17 protein-coding genes are annotated in these 22,603 nt (G+C 61.3%); 14 read left to right on the forward strand and 3 right to left on the reverse strand.

The genetic code is table 11. The features are described from left to right. Nucleotides 1-170: 170 nt before the first annotated feature. Together aceF and aceE are read right to left on the reverse strand one after the other, a co-directional pair. Nucleotides 171-1,799, reverse strand: a complete 1,629-nt coding sequence (gene aceF / locus HW090_RS13420; RefSeq protein ID WP_179113986.1) for a dihydrolipoyllysine-residue acetyltransferase — start codon at nucleotides 1,797-1,799, stop codon at nucleotides 171-173. A gap of 11 nt (nucleotides 1,800-1,810) precedes the next feature. Further along, nucleotides 1,811-4,468: a pyruvate dehydrogenase (acetyl-transferring), homodimeric type gene (gene aceE / locus HW090_RS13425; protein WP_179113987.1), complete on the reverse strand. Its 2,658-nt coding sequence runs from the start codon at nucleotides 4,466-4,468 to the stop codon at nucleotides 1,811-1,813. A 248-nt stretch (nucleotides 4,469-4,716) separates the two neighbouring features. Between aceE and glnE the strand changes: the two genes are divergently transcribed. The 14 genes from glnE to HW090_RS13495 all read left to right on the forward strand — a co-directional run bounded on the left by glnE (nucleotide 4,717) and on the right by HW090_RS13495 (nucleotide 21,225). Continuing rightward, entirely contained in the window at nucleotides 4,717-7,638 is a 2,922-nt protein-coding gene (gene glnE, locus HW090_RS13430) for a bifunctional [glutamate--ammonia ligase]-adenylyl-L-tyrosine phosphorylase/[glutamate--ammonia-ligase] adenylyltransferase (protein ID WP_179113988.1), read from the forward strand. A gap of 60 nt (nucleotides 7,639-7,698) precedes the next feature. Next, a complete protein-coding gene (locus tag HW090_RS13435) occupies nucleotides 7,699-8,622 on the forward strand; it encodes a branched-chain amino acid transaminase (RefSeq protein WP_179113989.1) in 924 nt (307 codons plus the stop codon). 82 nt (nucleotides 8,623-8,704) lie between these two features. Continuing rightward, complete coding sequence (gene waaF / locus HW090_RS13440; RefSeq protein ID WP_179113990.1) at nucleotides 8,705-9,736, forward strand: lipopolysaccharide heptosyltransferase II; 1,032 nt, start codon at nucleotides 8,705-8,707, stop codon at nucleotides 9,734-9,736. Nucleotides 9,737-9,738: 2 nt separating this feature from the next. Continuing rightward, a complete protein-coding gene (gene waaC, locus HW090_RS13445; RefSeq protein ID WP_179113991.1) occupies nucleotides 9,739-10,740 on the forward strand; it encodes a lipopolysaccharide heptosyltransferase I in 1,002 nt (333 codons plus the stop codon). A gap of 67 nt (nucleotides 10,741-10,807) precedes the next feature. Beyond that, nucleotides 10,808-11,929: a glycosyltransferase family 4 protein gene (locus HW090_RS13450; protein WP_179113992.1), complete on the forward strand. Its 1,122-nt coding sequence runs from the start codon at nucleotides 10,808-10,810 to the stop codon at nucleotides 11,927-11,929. A 2-nt stretch (nucleotides 11,930-11,931) separates the two neighbouring features. After that, the gene (gene rfaP / locus HW090_RS13455) at nucleotides 11,932-12,747 is read left to right on the forward strand and encodes a lipopolysaccharide core heptose(I) kinase RfaP (RefSeq protein ID WP_179113993.1); all 816 of its coding nucleotides are present in this window, start codon (nucleotides 11,932-11,934) and stop codon (nucleotides 12,745-12,747) included. After that, nucleotides 12,744-13,478: a lipopolysaccharide kinase InaA family protein gene (locus HW090_RS13460; RefSeq protein ID WP_179113994.1), complete on the forward strand. Its 735-nt coding sequence runs from the start codon at nucleotides 12,744-12,746 to the stop codon at nucleotides 13,476-13,478. The genes rfaP and HW090_RS13460 overlap by 4 nt, the downstream gene beginning before the upstream one ends. Then, the gene (locus tag HW090_RS13465) at nucleotides 13,475-14,230 is read left to right on the forward strand and encodes a lipopolysaccharide kinase InaA family protein (RefSeq protein WP_179113995.1); all 756 of its coding nucleotides are present in this window, start codon (nucleotides 13,475-13,477) and stop codon (nucleotides 14,228-14,230) included. The genes HW090_RS13460 and HW090_RS13465 overlap by 4 nt, the downstream gene beginning before the upstream one ends. Further along, a complete protein-coding gene (locus HW090_RS13470; RefSeq protein WP_179113996.1) occupies nucleotides 14,230-15,669 on the forward strand; it encodes a lipopolysaccharide kinase InaA family protein in 1,440 nt (479 codons plus the stop codon). Before HW090_RS13465 ends, HW090_RS13470 begins: the two co-directional genes overlap by 1 nt. Before the next feature lie 102 nt (nucleotides 15,670-15,771). Further along, a complete protein-coding gene (locus tag HW090_RS13475; RefSeq protein WP_179113997.1) occupies nucleotides 15,772-17,523 on the forward strand; it encodes a carbamoyltransferase in 1,752 nt (583 codons plus the stop codon). 72 nt (nucleotides 17,524-17,595) lie between these two features. Beyond that, a complete protein-coding gene (locus HW090_RS13480; protein ID WP_179113998.1) occupies nucleotides 17,596-18,516 on the forward strand; it encodes a glycosyltransferase family A protein in 921 nt (306 codons plus the stop codon). After that, complete coding sequence (locus HW090_RS13485) at nucleotides 18,516-19,478, forward strand: glycosyltransferase (protein ID WP_179113999.1); 963 nt, start codon at nucleotides 18,516-18,518, stop codon at nucleotides 19,476-19,478. The genes HW090_RS13480 and HW090_RS13485 overlap by 1 nt, the downstream gene beginning before the upstream one ends. Next, entirely contained in the window at nucleotides 19,478-20,356 is an 879-nt protein-coding gene (locus HW090_RS13490) for a glycosyltransferase (RefSeq protein WP_256930672.1), read from the forward strand. Before HW090_RS13485 ends, HW090_RS13490 begins: the two co-directional genes overlap by 1 nt. Beyond that, nucleotides 20,353-21,225 (forward strand): glycosyltransferase, encoded by an 873-nt coding sequence (locus tag HW090_RS13495; protein WP_179114000.1) that lies wholly within the window; start codon nucleotides 20,353-20,355, stop codon nucleotides 21,223-21,225. The genes HW090_RS13490 and HW090_RS13495 overlap by 4 nt, the downstream gene beginning before the upstream one ends. A gap of 246 nt (nucleotides 21,226-21,471) precedes the next feature. On the opposite strand, the gene HW090_RS13500 is transcribed toward HW090_RS13495, so the two are convergent. Then, complete coding sequence (locus HW090_RS13500) at nucleotides 21,472-22,554, reverse strand: glycosyltransferase (RefSeq protein WP_179114001.1); 1,083 nt, start codon at nucleotides 22,552-22,554, stop codon at nucleotides 21,472-21,474. Nucleotides 22,555-22,603: the final 49 nt, after the last annotated feature.

Consider the following 22,603-nt stretch of genomic DNA (forward strand, 5'->3'; position numbering starts at 1 on the left):
GAGTCTTCGCGATCCTTTTGGCAAGGTTGCACCAAGCTCTATCGTGCTGACAAGAGAGCTTTCCAACTTATTGTTAATGAAACGCTTTTTCTTGTATGAGCGACGTTTCCGGTCAGGTATTCCGGAGTTTTGAGAAGCGTCCCCCGCCAGTAGGCGGGGGACGCTGGGGGTCAGAGCAGCAGGGTGCGTATATCCGCCAGAAGCTCGGAGAGCCGCTTGGTGAAGCGTGCAGCGGCTGCGCCGTTGATCACGCGGTGATCGTAGGACAGGGACAGGGGCAACATCAACCTCGGTTGGAAGTCCTTACCGTCCCATACAGGCTGCATGGCGGCTTTGGAGACACCGAGGATCGCCACTTCCGGCGCATTGACGATCGGCGTGAAGCCGGTGCCGCCGATGTGCCCGAGGCTGGAGATGGTGAAGCAGGCGCCCTGCATGGCGTCCGGCGAGAGCTTCTTGCTGCGTGCCTTTTCCGCCAGTTCGGCCGCTTCGCCCGCCAGTTGCAGCAGGCTCTTGCGGTCGACGTCGCGGATGACGGGCACCAGCAGGCCGTCCGGCGTGTCCACGGCGAAACCGATGTGCACGTACTTCTTGCGAATCAGCGCCTGGCCGCTGGGGGCCAGCGAACTGTTGAAGTCCGGCAACTCCTTGAGCAGGTGGGCGCAGGCCTTGAGCAGCAGCGGCAGCACGGTCAGCTTGACGCCGGCCTTCTCGGCGACCGCCTTCTGGGCGACACGGAAGGCCTCCAGTTCGGTGATGTCGGCCGACTCGAACTGGGTCACGTGGGGCACGTTGAGCCAGCTGCGGTGCAGGTTGGCGGCACCGACCTGCATCAGGCGCGTCATCGCCACTTCTTCGATTTCGCCGAACTTGGCGAAATCGACCGCCGGGATCGGCGGGATACCCGCGCCAGCCGAGGCCGGAGCAGTGCCTGTCTTGCTCTGTTGCAGCACGCTCTTGACGTAGTCCTGTACGTCTTCCTTGAGCACGCGGCCTTTCGGGCCGGTGCCGTTGACGGCGGACAGTTCCACGCCGAACTCGCGGGCCAGCAGGCGTACGGCCGGTCCTGCGTGCACCTTGGCACCGTCGCGGCTGGGGGCGCCGACCGGCTTGGAGGCTGGCTCGGCTTTCGCCGTCGGTTGCTGCGGGGCTGCCGGAGCCGACGCGACTGGCTTGGCCTCATCCTTCGGTGCCGCCTTGGCGGGAGCGGCGCCCTTGACCTTGAGGGTCAGGATCAGGTCGCCGGTGCCGACTTCGTCATTCAGCTTGATGCTCAGGCTTTCCACTTCACCGGCGCCCGGCGAGGGGATTTCCATGCTGGCCTTGTCCGACTCCAAGGTGATCAGCGATTGCTCGGCCTCGACCGTGTCGCCAGCCTTGACGAACACTTCGATGACCCGGGCCTTGCCCGCCGAGCCGATATCCGGCACACGGATTTCCTGGCTGCCGGCCTCGCCCTTGTCGGCGCTGTCGTCGGCCTGTGGGGCCTCGTCCTGTGCGGGTTCCGGCTTGGCTTGCGCTTCTGCGGCAGGCGCTTGCGCCGGAGCATCGCTGGCGCCTTGCGCGTCTTCGGCCTCCAGCTCCAGCAGTTCGTCGCCTTCCTTCAGGCGGTCGCCCAGCTTGATCTTCAGGCTCTTGATGATCCCGGCCTTGGGCGCCGGGATTTCCATGCTGGCCTTGTCCGATTCCAGGGTCAGCAGGCTCTGGTCGGCTTCGATACGGTCGCCGACCTTGACGAACAGTTCGATGACCTCACCTTCGCCGCTGCCGATGTCGGGTACGCGAATCAATTCACTCATGGCTTCGCTCCTCAGCAGTCCAGCGGGTTGGGTTTGGCAGGGTCGATGCCGAACTTGGCGATGGCATCGGCGACCACCTGCGCTTCCAGCTCGCCTTCGGCGACCAGGGCTTCCAGGGCGGCGATGACCACCCAGTTACGGTCCACTTCGAAGTGGTGGCGCAACTGCTTGCGGCTGTCGCTGCGGCCGAAACCGTCGGTGCCGAGGACTTTGTAGGCCTTGCCGTCGGGGATCCACTGACGGATCTGGTCGGCGAACAGCTTCATGTAGTCGGTGGAAGCAACCACCGGCCCCTTGCGATCGGACAGGCTTTGCTCGACATAGGTGCGGCGCGGCGCTTCGGTCGGGTGCAGGCGGTTGTGGCGGTCGACGTCCAGGCCTTCGCGGCGTAGTTCGTTGAAGCTGGTGACGCTCCAGACGTCGGCGCCGATGCCGTATTCCTCGCGCAGGATCTTCGCCGCTTCGCGCACTTCGCGCAGGATGGTACCGGAGCCGAGCAATTGCACATGGCGGCCCTTGTCGGCCTGGTCCTCTTCCAGCAGGTACATGCCCTTGATGATGCCTTCTTCGACACCCTCGCCCTGGGGCAGTGCCGGCTGCTGGTAGGCCTCGTTCATCACGGTGATGTAATAGAAGATGCTCAGTTGCTCTTCGGTCATCTGGCGAATGCCTTCGCGGATGATCACGGCCAGTTCATAGCCGTAGGCCGGGTCGTAGGTGCGGCAGTTGGGGATGGTCGAGGCCAGGATGTGGCTGTGGCCGTCCTCGTGCTGCAGGCCTTCGCCGTTGAGCGTGGTGCGTCCGGCGGTGCCGCCGACGAGGAAGCCACGCGCGCGGATGTCACCGGCCGCCCAGGCCAGGTCGCCGATACGCTGGAAGCCGAACATCGAATAGAACACGTAGAACGGCAGCATCGGCTGGTTATGGTTGCTGTAGGCGGTGCCTGCGGCGATCCAGCTCGACATGGCGCCGGCTTCGTTGATGCCTTCCTCGAGGATCTGGCCCTTCTTGTCCTCGCGGTAGAACATCACCTGGTCCTTGTCCACCGGCTCGTAGAGCTGGCCGACCGAGGAGTAGATGCCCAGTTGGCGGAACATGCCTTCCATGCCGAAGGTGCGCGCTTCGTCAGGGATGATCGGCACGATGCGCGAACCGAGGTCCTTGTCCTTGACCAGTTGCGCGAGGATGCGCACGAACGCCATGGTGGTGGAGATTTCGCGGTCGCCCGAACCGTCGAGGATCGCCTTGAGGGTTTCCAGCGGTGGTGTCGGGATGCTGAAGCTCTTCTGCCGGCGTTGCGGCACAAAGCCGCCCAGCGCCTCGCGCTTCTTCAGCAGGTACTTGGCTTCCGGGCTGTCGGGCTCGGGCTTGTAGAACGGCAGGTTTTCCAGGTCTTCGTCGCGCACCGGGATGCTGAAGTTGTCGCGGAATTTCTTCAGGCTCTCGACATCGACCTTCTTGGTGTTGTGCGCGGTGTTGGCCGCTTCGCCAGCGCCGGTGCCGTAGCCCTTGATGGTCTTGGCCAGGATGACGGTAGGCTGGCCCTTGTGGTTGACCGCCTGGTGGTAGGCCGCGTAGACCTTGTAGGGGTCGTGGCCACCACGGTTGAGCTTCCAGACTTCCGCATCGGACAGGTCTTCGACCATCTTCAGCAGTTCCGGGCGGGCGCCGAAGAAATGCTTGCGCACGAAAGCGCCGTCCTTCGCCTTGTAGTTCTGGTAGTCGCCGTCGACCACTTCGTCCATGCGCGCTTGCAGCAGGCCGGCTTCGTCCTTGGCGAACAGCGGGTCCCACAGGCGGCCCCAGATGACTTTGTTGACGTTCCAGTTGGCGCCACGGAACACGCCTTCCAGCTCCTGGATGATCTTGCCGTTGCCGCGCACCGGGCCGTCGAGGCGTTGCAGGTTGCAGTTGATGACGAAGATCAGGTTATCCAGCTTCTCGCGGCCGGCCAGGGAGATGGCGCCGAGGGATTCCGGCTCGTCGCACTCGCCGTCGCCGAGGAAGCACCAGACCTTCTGCTTGCCGGCGGGGATGAAGCCACGGTCTTCCAGGTACTTCATGAAGCGTGCCTGATAGATCGCCTGGATCGGGCCGAGGCCCATGGACACTGTCGGGAACTGCCAGAAGTCCGGCATCAGCCAGGGGTGCGGGTAGGACGACAGGCCGTTGCCATCGACTTCGCGGCGGAAATTGTTCAGCTGGTCTTCGCTGATGCGCCCTTCGAGGAAGGCGCGGGCGTAGACGCCGGGAGAGGCGTGGCCCTGGAAGTAGATCAGGTCGCCGCCGTGTTCTTCGGTCGGGGCCTGGAAGAAGTAGTTGAAGCCGATGTCGTAGAGCGTCGCGCTGGAGGCGAATGTGGAAATATGCCCACCCAGATCAGGGTCCGCCATGTTGGTGCGCATTACCATGGCCAGTGCGTTCCAGCGGACCAGGGAGCGGATACGGCGCTCCATGAACAGGTCGCCGGGCATGCGCGCTTCATGGGTAACCGGGATGGTGTTGCGGTACGGCGTGGTGATCGCATAAGGCAGTTGTGTGCCGCTGCGGGTAGCCAACTCGCCCAGGCGGGTCATCAGATAGTTGGCTCTGTCCTGCCCTTCGTTCTCCAGTACGGATTCGAGGGCGTCCAGCCATTCCTGGGTTTCGATTGGATCGAGATCTTGCATGGCTTGCTCCATGGCGGAAAGGCTTCCAGAATCGGTCGCCTGCTGCACGATCGGCTTCGTGAGCCGATGCGGTATATGTTCTTGGATTATGGGCCGGGGGTAAGAACCGGGCTGTGTAGTTTTACTACAAAAGCCGCAAATGATCAGCCCCCCGCCAATAACTTTAGTCGTGAAACCCTTGCGATGACTCCCGTGCGCGGTCCCGGGACAAGGGGTTCACCGCCCGGATTATCGCGATAAGGATACTTATGAGCCTGCCATCGCTGGTCAGTTTGCCCGTTTCACTTGAACCTTTTGTCCAGCGTGCGAAGGATGCGTTCCTTGCCGCGGGTGGCGACTGGACGAACTGGCCTGATGCGCGACGCGAGGCTTTCGCGCACGTCTGTGCCGCCAGCGACTTCGTTGCCGAACAGGTCGGGCGGGATGCGCAATTGCTGGTGCAACTGGCCGACGAGGGTTTGCTGGAGCGCCCCCTGGCAGTCGGTGAGCTACGAGCCCAACTGGCCGAGCGCATCGCCGACTGTACGGACGAGAACGCGCTGGCGGTGCTGCTGCGCCGCTATCGCAACCGTCATCAGGTGCGCATCATCTGGCGCGACCTGACGCGCCAGGCGGACCTTGCGCAAACCTGCCGCGACCTCTCCGACATGGCTGATGCCTGTATCGACCTGGCCTACCACTGGCTCTACGAGCGCCAGTGCCAGCAGTACGGCACGCCGATCGGCTACCGCACCGGCAAGCCTCAGCATCTGGTGATCCTCGGCATGGGCAAGCTGGGTGCCCATGAGCTCAACCTGTCCTCGGACATCGACCTGATCTTCGGCTACCCGGAGAGCGGCGAGACCGAGGGCGCCAAGCGTTCGCTGGACAACCAGGAGTTCTTCGTTCGCCTGGGGCAGAAGCTGATCAAGGCGCTGGATGCGATCACCGTCGACGGTTTCGTCTTCCGTGTCGACATGCGCCTGCGTCCCTACGGCTCGGCCGGGCCGCTGGTCTACAGCTTCAATGCGCTGGAACTGTATTACCAGGACCAGGGGCGCGACTGGGAGCGCTACGCGATGATCAAGGCGCGGGTGGTCGGCGGCGACCAGCAGGCCGGCAAGGAGTTGCTGAAAATGCTGCAGCCCTTCGTCTACCGGCGCTACCTGGACTTTTCCGCCATCGAAGCGCTGCGCAGCATGAAGCAACTGATCCAGCAGGAAGTGCGGCGCAAGGGCATGGCGGCCAATATCAAGCTGGGCGCTGGCGGTATCCGCGAGGTGGAGTTCATCGCCCAGGCCTTCCAGTTGATCCACGGCGGGCGCGATCTGAGCCTGCAGCAGCGGCCGCTGCTCAAGGTGCTGGCGACCCTGGAAGGGCAGGGCTATATGCCGGGTGAGGCGGTGACGGAGCTACGCGAGGGTTATGAGTTTCTGCGTTATGTCGAGCATGGCTTGCAGGCCATCGCCGACCGCCAGACGCAGATGCTGCCGGACAACGACACCGATTGCGCGCGCCTGGCCTTCATGCTCGGTTTCGAGAACTGGACGGCGTTCCACGAGCAACTGCTGTACTGGCGCGGCCGGGTCGACTGGCACTTCCGCCAGGTGATCGCCGACCCGGATGAAGACGAGGATGCCGACGGCGAACTGCTGGGGGCCGGTGAATGGTCGCCGCTGTGGGAGGACGCCTGGGACGAGGAGTCCGCCAGCCGTCAGTTGCAGGACGCCGGCTTCGTCGATGGCCTGGCAGCCTGCCGGCGCCTGGCCGACCTGCGCAAGGCCAGCCAGGTGCGCACCATGCAGCGCATCGGCCGCGAGCGGCTGGATGCCTTTATTCCACGCCTGCTGGCGCAGGTGGTCGAGCAGGACAATCCGGACCTGGTGCTGGAGCGCGTGTTGCCGCTGGTGGAGGCCGTGGCGCGTCGCTCCGCCTATCTGCTGCTGCTGACGGAAAACCCTCGGGCCTTGCAGCGTTTGCTGGAGCTGTGCGCGGCCAGTCCGTGGATCGCCGAGCAGATCGCCCGCTACCCGCTGCTGCTTGACGAACTGCTGAACGCCGGGCGTCTCTACACGCCGCCGCAGGCACCGGAGCTGGCTTCCGAATTGCGTGAGCGGCTGGCACGCATTCCCGAGGATGACCTGGAACAACAGATGGAGGCGCTGCGTCACTTCAAGCTGGCGCACCGCCTGCGCGGCGCGGCGTCCGAGATCGCCGGCACCTTGCCGCTGATGAAGGTCAGCGACTACCTGACCTGGCTGGCCGAGGCGATTCTCGAACAGGTGCTGGCGTTGGCCTGGCGGCATACCGTGGCACGGCATGGCCAGCCGAAGCGGGCCGACGGCAGTCTGTGCGATCCGGCCTTTATCATCGTCGGCTATGGCAAGGTCGGTGGCATCGAGCTGGGGCACGGCTCCGACCTCGACCTTGTGTTCCTCCACGATGGCGACCCGAATGCCGAGACCGATGGCCTCAAGCCCATCGACGGCGCGCAGTTCTTCACCCGGCTGGGGCAGCGCATCATCCATATGCTGACCACCCAGACCACCTCCGGGCAGCTCTACGAAGTCGATATGCGCCTGCGCCCATCCGGTGCGTCGGGGCTGCTGGTCTGCTCGCTGGCGGCGTTCGAACGCTATCAGGGCGACGAGGCCTGGACCTGGGAGCACCAGGCGCTGGTGCGTGCGCGGGTGCTGGTCGGTTGCCTGCAGGTCGGGGCGGCATTCGAGCGCATTCGCGGGCAAGTGCTCGGGCGCGAGCGTGACCTGGCGGTGCTGCGCCAGGAAGTCAGCGAGATGCGCGCGAAGATGCGCGACAACCTCGGTACGCGCAGCAGCCATGCCGGCACGGGTGAGAACGCCTTCGATCCCGCCGTGCCCTTCAACCTCAAGCAGGATGCTGGAGGTATCGTGGATATCGAATTTATGGTGCAATACGCGGCCCTGGCGTGGTCGCACCGGCATCCGGAGCTGCTGCGCTACACCGATAACATCCGCATTCTCGATGGGTTGGAGCAGGCCGGGCTGATGACTGGCGATGAGGTGCGGCTGCTGCAGGATGCCTACAAGGCCTACCGCGCGGCGGCGCACCGGCAATCACTGCAGAAACTGCCCGGAGTGGTGAGTGGGGAGCAATTCCATGACGAACGCCTGGCGGTGATGCGCCTGTGGCGTCACCTGGGGCTCGACTGATGAAGCTCGTGGCCTGCGTCTGGACTCAACCAAAAGCGAATTCTTGAGGAGCTGGCAACGATGTCGATGTCCGATCGTGATGGCGTGATCTGGTATGACGGCGAACTGGTGCAGTGGCGCGATGCGACCACCCATGTACTGACCCATACCCTGCACTACGGCATGGGCGTGTTCGAAGGCGTGCGCGCCTACCAGACCCCGACCGGCACCGCCGTGTTCCGTCTGCAGGCGCACACCGACCGCCTGTTCGACTCTGCCCACATCATGGGCATGAAGATTCCCTACACCAAGGAAGAGATCAACGAGGCGACCCGTGCCGCCGTGCGCGAGAACGGCCTGGACAGCGCCTATATCCGCCCGATGGCGTTCTACGGTTCCGAAGGCATGGGCATCCGCGCCGACAGCCTGAAGGTGCACGTGATCGTCGCCGCCTGGCACTGGGGCGCCTACATGGGCGACGAAGCGCTGCAGAACGGCATCAAGGTGCGCACCAGCTCCTTCACTCGCCACCACGTCAACATCGCCATGACCCGCGCCAAGGCCAACGGCAACTACATCAACTCGATGCTGGCGTTGCAGGAAGCGGTATCCGGCGGCGCCGACGAAGCCATGTTGCTGGACCCGGAGGGCTACGTTGCCGAGGGTTCGGGCGAGAACATCTTCCTGGTCAAGAACGGCGTGGTCTACACCCCGGAAGTGACCTCCTGCCTGAACGGCATCACCCGCGCCACCGTGCTGACCCTGGCCAAAGAGCTGGGCATCGACGTGGTCGAGAAGCGCATCACCCGCGACGAGGTGTATATCGCCGACGAGGCCTTCTTCACTGGCACCGCCGCTGAGGTCACGCCGATTCGAGAAGTCGATGGCCGCCAGATCGGCATCGGCCGCCGTGGTCCGGTCACCGAGAAGCTGCAAAAAGCCTATTTCGACCTGGTCACCGGCAAGACCGATGTCCATGGCGATTGGCGTACGCCGGTGAAATAAGCGGCAAGCGCCAAGCGGCAGGTTGCAAGTGGTTCGCACCGCTTCTGCTTGCCGCTTGAGGCTTGCAGCTTGTAGCTGCTCTATGAATATTCTGATTATCGGCCCCAGCTGGGTAGGCGACATGGTGATGGCGCAGACGCTGTTCGTCTGCCTCAAGCAGCGCCACCCCGACTGCCAGATCGACGTGCTGGCACCCGAGTGGAGTCGACCCATTCTCGAACGCATGCCGGAAGTACGGCAGGCGCTGAGCTTTCCCCTCGGCCATGGCGTGCTGGACCTGGCCACCCGGCGCAAGGTCGGCCGGGGGCTGCGTGGCCAGTACGACCAGGCGATCCTGTTGCCCAACTCGCTGAAGTCGGCGCTGGTGCCGTTCTTTGCCCGTATTCCGCTGCGTACCGGCTGGAAGGGCGAGATGCGCTACGGCCTGCTGAACGACCTGCGCACGCTCGACAAACAGCGCTATCCGCTGATGATCGAGCGCTTCATGGCGCTGGCCTTCGAGCCAGGTGCCGAGCTGCCGAAGCCTTACCCGAACCCGCATCTGCGGATCGAGCCAGCCAGTCGCGAAGCGGCGCTGGCACGGTTTGGCCTGACGCTGGATCGTCCGGTGCTGGCGCTGTGCCCGGGCGCCGAGTTCGGCGAGTCCAAGCGCTGGCCGGCCGAGTATTTCGCCGAGGTCGCCGAAGGGCGCGTGCGTGAAGGCTGGCAGGTCTGGTTGTTCGGCTCGAAGAACGACCATCCGGTGGGTGAGTCGATTCGCGAGCGGCTGATTCCGGGCTTGCGCGAAGAGGTGACCAACCTGGCCGGGGAGACCTCTCTGGCCGAGGCCATCGACCTCTTGTCCTGTGCTGCCGCCGTGGTTTCCAACGACTCCGGGTTGATGCATGTCGCCGCGGCCCTGCAACGGCCACTGGTGGCCGTCTATGGTTCGACCTCGCCGGCTTTCACGCCGCCGCTGGCGGAAGAGGTGGAAGTGGTGCGCCTGGGGCTGGAGTGCAGCCCCTGTTTCGAGCGCACCTGTCGCTATGGCCATAACAACTGCATGCGCGAGTTGAAACCGCAGGCGGTGGCGCAGGCGCTGGACCGCCTCGGGCCGCAAACGGTCGAGGGCTGAACATGCGCGTACTGCTGGTCAAGACGTCCTCCCTGGGGGACGTCGTCCATACCTTGCCGGCGTTGACCGACGCCCAGCGCGCCATTCCCGGTATCCGTTTCGACTGGGTGGTGGAAGAGGGCTTCGCCGAGATTCCCGCCTGGCATCCCGCCGTCGGCGAGGTGATCCCGGTGGCGATCCGCCGCTGGCGCAAACACCCCTTCGATACCTGGCGCAACGGCGAGTGGCGAGCCTTCAAGGCGCGCCTGCGGGCGCAGCGCTACGACCTGGTGATCGATGCCCAGGGCTTGCTCAAGAGTGCCTGGTTGACCCGTTATATCCAGGCGCCGGTGGCCGGGCTGGACGCCGCTTCGGCGCGCGAGCCGCTGGCGGCACGCTTCTATGACCGACGCTACAACGTTCCCCGCGAGCAGCATGCGCTGGAGCGCGTGCGCCAGTTGTTCGCCCAGGCTCTCGGTTATGTGCTGCCGACGACCCAGGCCGACTACGGGTTGGACCGAGATCGCCTGGAGATTCCCACTGGCGAGCCTTATCTGTTGTTTCTGCACGGCACGACCTGGGCCAGCAAGCATTGGCCGGAGGCCGACTGGCGCGCCCTGGCCGAGCGCATGGCGCAGCAGGGCTGGGCGGTACGCCTACCCTGGGGCAACGCGGCCGAGAAAGCCCGTGCCGAACGGATCGCCGCCGGCCTGGAACGGGTCGAGGTGTTGCCCAGGCTGAACCTGGCCGGAGTGGCCGGGGTGATCGCCGGCGCGCGCGCCTGTGTCGCGGTGGATACTGGCCTGGGGCACTTGGCGGCGGCGCTGGATGTCCCGTCCATTTCCCTCTATGGCCCGACCCTGCCGGGTAGGGTCGGTGCTTATGGCCGCGGGCAAGTGCACCTGTGTGCCAGTGGGCCGAACGCAGGCAGCGGCGATCGGAAGAAACCTTGCTTCGATGGCCTGGGCGTGGAGCAGGTCGCTACGGCGTTGCAGTCATTGTTGGCCGATGAGGCAGTGCGATGAACGCCGGCTTCATTACTTTCTTTCCCCCCTACAGGCGCGGGCTTGCCCGTGAAGGGTATCTGGCCCCATGACCCTGGCGTTCGTCCTCTACAAATATTTTCCCTTCGGCGGCTTGCAGCGGGATTTCCTGCGCATCGCCCTGGAGTGCCAGGCACGCGGGCATGCCATTCGCGTCTACACGCCGATCTGGGAAGGCGAGGTGCCGGCTGGGTTCGACGTGCGGGTGGCGCCGGTGAAGGCGCTGTTCAACCACTGGCGCAACGAGAAATTCACCACCTGGGTGCAGGCCGATCTGGCGCGTGACCCGGTGGAGCGGGTGGTCGGTTTCAACAAGATGCCGGGCCTGGATGTCTACTACGCCGCCGATGGCTGCTACGAGGACAAGGCGCAAACCCTGCGTAACCCGCTCTACAAGCGCTGGGGGCGCTACAAACATTTTGCCGAGTACGAGCGCGCGGTGTTTTCGCCGGCATCCGGCACCGAGATCCTGATGATCTCCGAGGTGCAGCAGCCGCTGTTCATCAAGCATTACGGGACGCCGCTGGAGCGCTTCCACCTGCTGCCGCCGGGCATCGCGCCGGATCGGCGTGCGCCGGCCAATGCGGCCGAGATCCGCACCGCGTTCCGCCAGGAGTTCGGCCTGGCAGACGACGACCTGCTGCTGGTGCAGATTGGTTCCGGCTTCAAGACCAAGGGCCTGGATCGCAGCCTGAAGGCCTTGGCCGCGCTGCCTCGTGAGTTGAAAGTGCGTACCCGGTTGATCGCCATCGGTCAGGATGATCCGCGCGCCTTCCTGTTGCAGACCAAGGCACTGGGGCTGTCCGAGCAGGTCAGCATCCTCAAGGGGCGCAGCGACATTCCGCGCTTCCTGCTCGGCGCCGACCTGCTGATCCATCCGGCTTACAACGAAAACACCGGTACCGTGCTGCTGGAGGCGCTGGTGTCGGGGCTGCCGGTGCTGGTCACCGAAGTCTGTGGCTACGCCCACTATATCGAGGATGCCGACGCCGGCCGGGTGTTGCACGGCCCCTTCGAACAGGCAGGTCTCGATGGGCTGCTGGCAGAGATGCTGGCCGACGACGCGGCCCGTGCCCGCTGGAGCGCCAATGGCCTGGCGTTCGCCGAGCAGGCGGACCTGTACTCGATGCCGCAGCGCGCGGCAGACGTGATCCTGGCAGAGCGGGGGTGACGATGAAATTGATACTGGCCGAGCCATTCAAGCGCCTGTGGGCGGGACGTGATGCCTTCGAGGCGGTCGAGGCGCTGCAGGGGCAGGTCTATCGCGAACTGGAGGGGCGGCGCACCCTGCGCACCGAGGTCGATGGGCGGGGTTACTTCGTCAAGATCCACCGTGGCATCGGTTGGGGCGAGATCGTCAAGAACCTGGCCAGCGCACGCTTTCCGGTACTGGGTGCAGGCCAGGAATGGCGGGCCATCCAGCGCCTGCATGAAGTCGGCGTACCGACCATGACCGCGGTGGCCTATGGCGAGCGTGGCAACAATCCGGCGGCGCAGCATTCCTTTATCGTCACCGAGGAGCTGGCGCCGACCGTCGACCTGGAGCAGTTCTCCCAGGATTGGCTGGCGAACCCTCCTGAGCCTCGCCTGAAATGGGCGCTGATCGAGCGCGTGGCGCAGATGCTGGGGGCGATGCACCGGGCAGGCGTCAATCACCGTGACTGCTATATCTGCCACTTTCTGTTGCATACGGACAGGCCCGTCAGCGCCGATGAGTTGCACCTGTCTGTGATCGACCTGCACCGGGCGCAGGTGCGTGCTCGTGTGCCGCGTCGCTGGCGCGACAAGGACCTGGCCGGGCTGTATTTTTCGGCCCTGGGCATCGGCCTGACACGGCGGGACAAGCTGCGTTTTCTCCGGACCTATTTCCAGCGACCGTTGCGCGAGGCATTGCGCGACGAGGCCCGCCTGCTGGGCTGGATGGACGCGAAAGCGCAGCGCCTGCTGGCCCGTTACGAACGCAAGTACGCACCGGGTGCGCGTCCATGACCCACTGGCGTGTGGTGACTGGTAATGCCCAGGCCGCAGAAGCGTTTTCCAGCTTGGAAGCGGTATTCGCGCTGGAAGGCGAGCGCATCACCAGCGATCCGCTGTCGGAAGTGATCCGTGTCACCCTTGGCGGCCAGCGTTTCTACGTCAAACGCTACTGGGGCGGTGGCAAAGGCTTGCGGCGCTACTTCGGGCGTCCACGGGTCAAGGCCGAGTGGCAGAATCTGCAACATTTCGCACGCTGGGGTATCGCCGTGGCGCCCGTGGTGGCCTGGGGGATGGAGCGCTGCCTGGGCTTCTTCCGGCGTGGCGCGATGATCACCCTGGAGGTGCCGGACACCATCGACCTGGCCGAGATTGCCAGCCGTCGCGACGAGCGCCTGGCCGACCCGGCCTGGGTGCGCCGTGTCAGCCAGCAATTGGCGCGTGCGACACGTATCCTGCACGGTCATCACTTCGTCCATAACGACCTGAAGTGGCGCAACCTGCTGGTCAATGGTGCGGGCGAGTTGTTTCTTATCGACTGCCCGTCCGGTGGCTTCTGGTATGGCCCGTTTCTGCGCCACCGGATCGTCAAGGACCTGGCCTGCCTGGACAAGGTGGCCAAGTACCGGCTGTCCCGTACCCAACGCCTGGCTTTCTATCTGGACTATTGTGAACGTCAGCGCCTGTCGGGCGATGACAAGGCCTTGATCCGCAAGGTCCTGGGTTATTTCGAGGGGAGAGAATGAGAGATTTCGTGGCGCCGGAGGATGCCCCACTGCTTCATGAACAGGGATTGGACAGTTTTGACGCGTTGTGGAACCTGGCTCTGGTTCCTGTCGATGAACCCAATGTGCGCGGTGACGGTATCAGTACGGTCTATCGTGTGTGCATTGGCGAGCGCAGCTACTTTCTGAAGCGGCAGACCAACTACCTGACACGAACGTTGCACCACCCGCTGAAGGGGGAGGCGACACTGGCCCGTGAGTTCCGGAATATCCAGCTGTATCGACGACGTGGTATTCCCACGTTGCACGCGGCCTTTTTCGGCGAGCGCAAGGTACGGGGAGAGCGGCAGGCCATGCTGCTGACCGCCGCGCTGGATGGCTGGCAGGACTTGCACCATTACCTGCTCGATTGGCCGACACTGGCCGAAGACGAGCGCGCCTCGATCATCGAAGCCTGCGGTCGACTGCTGCGCACCCTGCATGCTCAGGGGCAGAAGCATTCCTGCATTTATCCCAAGCATATCTTTCTGCAGGCGAGCGATGCGGGCATGCAGGCCTGCCTGATCGACCTCGAGAAAACCCGGCCTCTGTTGCCCATTCGTCTGGAGCGGGTCGCGGATATCGAAACGCTGGTGCGCCGCGCAGAGGTCTGGGATGAGGCTTGCGTTCGACAATTGCTGGCCACCTACCTGGATGTCGCTGCTGGCGATGCCCGTATCGACGATTGGCTGATACGCCTGGCCAGGCGCCAGGCCGACAAAGGGAACCGCTGATGAAGCTTTCCGCGCTCTGCCAGGCCGGGCGCTCGCCGTCCTTGCCGCTGACCATCGACCTGGGGAGCCACACCCTGCAACTGCAACGCTGGCTGCGGGTCTTGCCAGGGCAGCGCTATGTCGGACTGGCTCAATGGCAGGGGCGGGCGGTGCTGGCCAAGCTGATGGTGGGCGGGCGTGCCGAGCGGCATTTCGCCCGTGAGCGTGACGGTGCGCTGGCCTTGGCGCGGCAGGCACTGGTCACGCCTGAGCTGTTGGCTGATGGCTACCAGGCGGGCGAAGGCGGTTGGTTGCTGTTCGACTACCTCGACGGCGCCGAAAGCCTGTGGGACGCCTGGTGCGCGGTGGCCGATGCGCCGCTGCTGTCGGACGCGCAGCAGGCGGTGCTGGGGGCTGCGCTGGAGCAGATGGCCAGGATGCATGCGCGTGGGCTCTGGCAATCCGACCTGCATCTGGACAACTTGCTGCGTCATGAGGGGCAGTTGTTCCTCATCGATGGTGGTGGCGTACAGGTCGAGCATGCCGGCGAGCCGCTTTCCCGGGAGCGCGTACTGGAGAACCTGGGGCTGTTCTTCGCCCAGTTGCCGTCGTCCCTCGACCCCTTCATCGAAGAACTGCTGGTGCATTACATCCTGGTCAACAGCGCCCATGCGCTACCGATGGAGGCCCTGGAGGGACGGATCGCCCAGGCACGCGCCAGGCGCCTACGGGATTACCTGGGCAAACTGGGCCGTGATTGCAGCCTGTTCAGCGCCGAGCGCAGCCACTCGCGTCTGCGTGTCGTGAGGCGTGAGGAGGAGCCGTCGCTGGCGGCCCTGCTGGAGGCCCCCGACACCTTCGTCGACAATGGTCGCCCGCTCAAACGGGGAGGCAGCTCCACCGTGGCCCGTGTCGAGTCGGCCGGACGAGCGCTGGTGATCAAACGCTACAACATCAAGGGTTTCGCCCATTGGCTGAAGCGCTTCTGGCGCCCGACACGGGCCTGGCACAGCTGGGTCGAGGGCAATCGACTCAACTTTCTCGGTATCGCCACGCCGAGGCCACTGGCTCTGCTGGAAAAACGCACCCTGGGCCTGCGCGGGCGCAGCTATCTGATTACCGAATATGCCGGCGGCGAGGATATAATCACGCGCTTCGAGCCTTACCTCGACGGCAGTCCGCCCGAAGCGGAACTGCAAGCGCTGGAGCGGTTGCTGCAGGCCATGCTGCGCGAGCGCATCAGCCATGGCGACCTGAAAGGTACCAACCTGTTGTGGGGCAATGGCGAATGGTTGCTGATCGATCTGGACGCTGCCCGCCAGCACCGGGACGAACGCAGTTTCCAGCAGGCATTCGCGCGCGACCGCGCCCGCCTGCTGCGCAACTGGCCGGACGATTCGGCATTGCACCTGTTGCTCGATCGACGATTACCGAACAGCAGCTTCAAGCCACAGGCTTGAGGCTGGAAGTACGAAGCCCCAGGGCTGACTGAACGAACACGATCGCTGTCGCTTGAAGCTTGCCGCTTGAAGCCTGCAGCCGCTTTTTAAGAGGCTTTACCCGTGTCATTGACCATCCTCGGCCTATCCGGCGCCCTCAGCCACGACCCCTCCGCAGCCCTGTACATCGACGGCAAACTGATCGCCGCCGCTGAAGAGGAGCGTTTCGTGCGCGACAAGCATGCCAAGAACCGCATGCCCTACGAGTCCGCCAAATTCTGTCTGGAACAGGCCGGCATCAAGCCGTCGGATGTCGACGTGGTGACGATTCCCTTCGCCCCCATCAGCATTTTCGAGAAGGCGCGCTGGCACTATGCCAAGCGCTACTGGTACGCACCGGACCGTGCGCTGGACGCTATCCTGTTCGGCAACCGCCGCTATAACCGCTACAAGAAACGCATCCAGTGGTGCCTGCAACAACTGGGCTTCGACCTGAAGAAGGTCAAGATCGAATCGGTCGAACACCACCTGGCCCATGCCGCCAGCGCCTACCACTGCTCGGGCTTCAAGGAAAAGACGGCGATCCTCGGCATCGACGGCAAGGGCGAGTATGCCACCACATTCTTCGGCTACGGCGAGAACGGCAAGATCCACAAGATCAAGGAGTTCTACGACCCTGACTCCCTCGGTGGCCTCTACGGCGCCATCACCGAGTACCTCGGTTTCGAGATGCTCGATGGCGAGTTCAAGGTCATGGGCATGGCGCCCTATGGCGATGCGGCCAAGTATGACTTCGCGCGTCTGGCCACCTTCGAGAACGGCGAGCTGACCATCAACACCGACTACGCCAACGTCATCGGCTTCCGTCGCTACAAGGAAAAGGGCAAGGGCTACTACTTCTCGCCGAAGCTGATCGAGTGGCTGGGGCCGAAGCGCGAAGGCGATATCGCCGACGACCCCTATATCCACTATGCGGCCAGCATGCAGGCGCTGTTCGAAAAGCTGGCGCTGCAGATGATGGATTACTACCTCGGTGACATCATCAAGGAAACCGGCAAGATCGCCTTCGCTGGCGGCTGTGCGCTGAACGTCAAGCTCAACCAGAAAATCATCGCCCGGCCGGAGGTGAAGGAACTGTTCGTGCAGCCGGCTTCCGGCGATGCTGGTACCGCCGTCGGTGCAGCGGCCTACGTCTCTCACCAGCGCGGCGTGCCGGTGGAGAAGATGGAGCACGTCTACCTCGGTCCGAGCTACAGCAACGAGGATGTGATCGCCGCCTGTGCCCGCCATCCGAACCAGCCACAGTGGCAGAAGGTCGACGACGTACCGCAGCGCATCGCGCAGATCATGGTCGACGGCAACCCGGTGGCCTGGTTCCAGGGCCGCATGGAGTTCGGGCCGCGTGCCCTCGGCGGTCGCTCCATCATTGGTTGCCCGAGCGTGCCGGGCGTGGCCAACCGCATCAACGAGCAGATCAAGTTCCGAGAGCGCTGGAGGCCTTTCTGCCCGTCGATGCTCGACACCGTGGCGGCGCAGATGCTCAAGGTCGATCACCCGAGCCCGTTCATGACCTTCACCTTCGAGGTCAACGATGAGTGGAAGGCCCGCGTCAGCGAAGTCGTCCACGAAGATGGCACCTCCCGCGCCCAGGTGCTGGAGCGCCAGTACAATCCGCGCTGGTACGACCTGATGCTGGAGCTGGAGAAGCTCACCGGCAACGGCGTGTCCCTCAACACCTCCCTGAACCGTCGCGGCGAACCGATGATCTGCTCGCCCACCGATGCGCTGGATATGTTCTACGGTTCGGACCTGCAGTATCTGATCATGGAGGATGTGTTGGTGGTGAAGGACGCAGCGTCCGATACCCTGGTGTAGAAACCGGTTGCCTGTGACCGTAGCCCTGCCAGGGCTGCGGTCTGTGTCCAGTTCCTCGTTATGGAAAGCCCGATGAGCGATTCGCAAGTGCCGCAACAGCCCCTGATCACCGTGGTGATTCCAGCCTATAACTATGCGTCGACACTGGCGCGCGCGGCACAGTCGGTGCTGGGGCAGCTCGACGAAAACAGCGAGCTGTTGATCATCGATGACGGTTCCAGCGATGCAACACCCGATGTGATTGATGCGCTGAAGCTCGGCTATCCAGAGCGTTTTCGTTCGATCCGCAAGGAGAATGGCGGACTCGCTTCCGTGCGCAACCTTGGTATCGCCGAGGCGCGCGGAGAGTGGCTGGTGTTTCTCGACGCCGATGACCAGATGGCCGGTGGTGCCCTGCAAGCCTTACAGGTGCATATCGCGGCGCATCCCGAGACCAGGATGGTTATTGGCGGGCACGTATCTGTCTTCGAGGATGGTCGACGTCGATCCCATGCCGCGGATCCGGTTCCAGATGAACCGATGGCGCGTGTCCGGGCTTATCTGCTGGACAAGCGCCTGGCGATTTCCAACGGCGCCTGCGCCATGCACCGGGACGTATTCAGCAGCGGCAATTACCCGGAGCACTTTCGCAACTCGGAGGACATCCCCGTGTTCGCACAAGTGCTGGCGCGTTATCCGGTTTCTCGCATCGATGCGGTGCTGGCACTGATCTACAAGCACGGTGACAGCTTGCGCCATCACACCGGGCATGGTCGTGCAGTGGGGACGCAACTGGTCGATGAAGTGTTTCGGCGTTTGCCCGATAGTTTGCAGGGATTGCGCCAAGCGTTTCATGTGCAGCGTTGTCTTTCGTTGTTTCGTTCGGCTTATTTGATGGGGGATACCGAGCAGGCTAGGCAGTATTTTTGCGCAGCCATCACCAGTGACTGGAGTGTGCTCTTCAATTTTTCTTATTCACGCAAGGCTCTGCGTTTGTTTACGTGGAGGCGATAATGAAGCTTCTTGTGCTTGGTTCGGCTGAGCGGCAACCAGATTTTTCGTATGTCTATGAGTCTCTTGGTAAGCAATTTGATTTGGATTTGGTTCTGCTCGATAAGCTGAAGCAGAAAAATCTGTATAAATCAATTGGTCATATTGATTTCTCTATTTATGATCGTGTTTTGTTCGATTTGAATTTCAAGCATATCTGCCGGCAAACTCGTTTCTTGAGGAGGCTTTCTGGCGTTCTGATATATGAAGAGGATGCATGCCAGAATTACTTGGGGAGCTCTAGGTGGTGTGGGCGCTTTAGCCGGTTTTATAAAGCTTTACCTCATGTGCGAATAGTTGTGACTGGTCATCACGTAGCTGAACGTTTGAGCACGGAAGGATTCAATGTTCACTTTATTCCAAAGGGCTATGATCCTAGAACTATTTTTCCCGATGGTTTTGGTCGGGATATTGAACTTGGATTTATTGGGCGTATTGCAAGCTCGGCATATGCTGAGCGAAAAAAACTTCTGGAGACGCTGGCCGCAGAAGACTCGCTGCAGCTTTTACGTACTTTGCCTGGTGAGCCTTATCGAAAGATGTTGAGCCGTATTCGTTACTTCATCAGTGCCGATATCGGATTCAATGAGTATATGGCAAAGAACTTCGAAGCGATGGCCTGTGGGTGTGTGCTTCTGGCATGGCGCCAAGGGAGAGAGGAGGCGGCAATTGGTCTTGAGGATGGGCGTCATCTTCTTCTTTATTCTTCTCTGATTGAGCTGCGCGAGCAATTGGCGCGCCTTCGAAATGATTCGGAATTGGAGCTGCGACTGGCAACAGAAGGTAGGCGTTTCGTTTCTGAAAATCTTAGCCATGAGCATTTGGCGAAGCGCTTGGCAGGCCTTCTGCAAGAGCCTTGGCCCGTTTCTACTGTGCCGATCCGTGGTGGATGGTTGCGTTCATTGTTTGGTATGAGGAAAAGTTAGTGCCGCAAGCAAGCAAAGAGCCTTTGGTTACGGTGATTATCGCCTCCTATAATCATGCTGCCTATATTGAACAGAGCATAGAAAGCGTTCTGGCGCAAAGTTATCCGTATGTCGAATTATTGGTAATTGATGATGGCTCTACCGACGATAGTGTCGAGCGTATCCGCCAATTACAATCTCGGCACGATTTCGATTTTCGTGTGCAGAGCAACCAGGGATTATCTTGCACCCTGAATGAGGCACTCGCTCGCGCCAGAGGCGATTTTATCGCTCCTTTTGGTTCTGACGACATTATGCGACCAGATCGCCTGAAACGGCAGGTGGCTTATCTGCAGGATAAGCCAGAAGTAGGTATTTGTGCTGGTAATGTTCGTAATATAGATGCTCATGGGATGCCGATGGCTAGGCAGTCCCTCCATCCAGCCAGGCGACTAGACTTTGAAGATGTCTTTCTTAATCGGAAAGCGGGGGCGCCAGCTCCAACGTTATTGTTTCGTCGGGAAGCGTTGGAGACTGTGGGAGGATTTGACCCGGCTATTCGCTTGGAAGATGTATATATTGAGTTGAAAATAACTCATCACGGTTACAGTATCGATGTTTTGGAGGATGTTTTTGCCGATTACCGTATGCATGACTTTAATACTTATAAGAATTATGAGTTCATGGTTGAGGCCATGCTGGCAACATTAGCGTGTTTTTCTTCTCATTCAACATACGCTAAGGCGAGAAGTCAATATTTAAACTCTATGCTGCTGAAGGTGGCAGGGCGAAATAATGAATTGGCTGCTCGTCTCTTGCGTCAGCTGCCTGTTTCTGAGTGGAATCTCAAGACACTTCGAGCACTGTGGCGTTTATTGGTCCGTAGGGGTAAGGCATGAGTCAGCAACCACTGGTTTCGGTAATTGTGGCATCCTATAATCACGGAGCTTATATAGAAGATTGCTTGAACAGTGTTCTTGATCAAACTTACCCTTCCGTAGAGTTATTGGTCATCGATGATGGTTCTAGCGACGATAGCGTCGAGCGCATTGAACGTCTGTGCCAGGCTCGCCCGTTCGATTTCATTCGCCAAGCTAACCAAGGGTTGCCGCGAACCCTGAATGCGGCCATTGCGCGTAGCAAAGGAGCATTGATCGCACCTTTCGGCTCAGATGACATCATGCTGCCAGAGCGCTTGGCAAAGCAGGTGGCTTATATGCAAGGCAAGCCTGAAGTGGGTATTTGTGCTGGCAATGTCGAGGTAATCAATTCGCGGGGAGAGCTTGCTCCAAAGCAGCGACGGGCACCTGCAGATAGAATGGACTTTGAGAAAGCCTTGATGGAGTCTCCGCCCTTTGCGCCGACCCTTTTGTTTCGGCGAGAAGCTCTGGCAACTGTAGGTGGATTTGATCCTGAAATCCCACTGGAAGATCTTTTGGTTGCGCTGAAAATTGCCCAGGCAGGCTATTACATCGACACCATTGATGATGTGTTGGTGCGTTATCGTATGCATGATACTAATACCAGCAAAAATAAGCGATTTATGGTCGAAAATGTCTTGAGGACTTATAGCGAGTTCTCTGATCACCCTTTATATGAAAAAGCTCGTGCACGCTATATTAACTCCACGTTGCTGAAACTCGCTCGGGCGGATAAAGCGCTTTATTGGAGCACTCTCGGAAGACTGCCGCTCTCGGCTTGGAACTCGAAGACGCTGCGCTCGTTGCTGCGCTTCGGCTTTTCTTGGGGAGTTGGGAAGGGTGCATGATTTCTATTGGGCACCTCTAAAAACCAGGTTTTCCTTCGATACTGCGCGACGCAACGAGGCTCAATCCACTGAACCAGCGGCCAGCCTTCGTTTCACATGAGGGCTATGGGGGCACGAAGCGTGCCTCTGGGCCTGGAATCAGGCCATTCCTATTGCGACCTCCGGAAACACATGGCTACTTCAGACCATCCTTAACGGGGGCCACTGGAGGTGGGCAAGATCAATTCGTCTACCGTGCACCTGTTTTTAGGGGGCAGGTCGCTTCCGCTTTCTGGGACTACTGGATATGAGTACTTTGAATCTTCTGTTGAGAAATTTGAAGCTGGTTTGAAAACGCTTGGCCGGTGCGCCTTGCATGAATGCTTCCAGAGCATCTTTCGCTGCTTGGCAGGCAATGGGGTCTATCCAACTGGTCTTTATGATCAATTGATAAGCCAGGGCACTGGCAAGGGATGCTTCGCCGAAGTAGCGGCGATCCGCGTCCTTGAGTATCTCGACCAGTTCCAGCGTTGCAGACACCTCATCCGCTGGCGACAGGATCGGACGCTCGAAGATGCTTTCCAGAGACCATTGCTGGGCCATGTTGACGATCACGGAGACGGTTTCGCAACGTGCAGCAAAGGTTGGGCCCTTGGAGTCCGAGATGCTTAGATTCTGTCCATGGACGCGGTACTCGGTCAGTACTTCATCTAGTTTAGCGAGTTCGCCTCGTAGCAGTAAGCGCCCCCAGAGGTCGTAGTCTTGTACATATTTAAGCAGGGGCGAGCTTCCGCCGGATTCGATCAGGTCTTTTCTGCGCAGCAGCGCGGATGGAGCGTTCAGGAAGTTACCCTTCAGAAGATGTTGGCGCAGATGGGTGATCGGTTGATTGAAACTGTTCTCCAAATACTTGGCATCCGTTGACCGTTTACCCTCGCCGTCGATAATCGCAACACTCGAAAATACAACGATATGCCCTGGGTGTTCTTGTAGGAAGCTGACTTGGCGGCTGATTCTGCCCGGTAGCATACGATCATCGGAGCCTAGAAAGGCAATGTATTCGCCCCTGGCGGCTGCGTATGCCCTATTGCCTGCTCGTGATGGCCCTTCGTTTTCCTTCAGCAGGGTTGCCCTGATCCGCTCTGGGTGACGTGTGGAGTATTCTTGGACAATTGCTGCTGTGTTGTCAGGGGAGGCGTCGTCTACGATGACCAACTCAATGTTCGGATAGTCTTGTGCCAGCACTGAGTCGATGGCCTCGCTGACATAGCGTTCGTGCTTGTAGGAGTTCATGCATACGCTGACCAGAGGGTATGCCGATGTATTGCGGTTGCTTTCGGAGTCAAACATTGGAAGTATCCGGTTAGAGGCTGCTCGCATGTGCAGGAGGGGCGCGGTT

The sequence above is a fragment of the Pseudomonas sp. ABC1 genome, from assembly GCF_013395055.1.
In the GTDB taxonomy this organism is placed as follows: Bacteria; Pseudomonadota; Gammaproteobacteria; order Pseudomonadales; family Pseudomonadaceae; genus Stutzerimonas.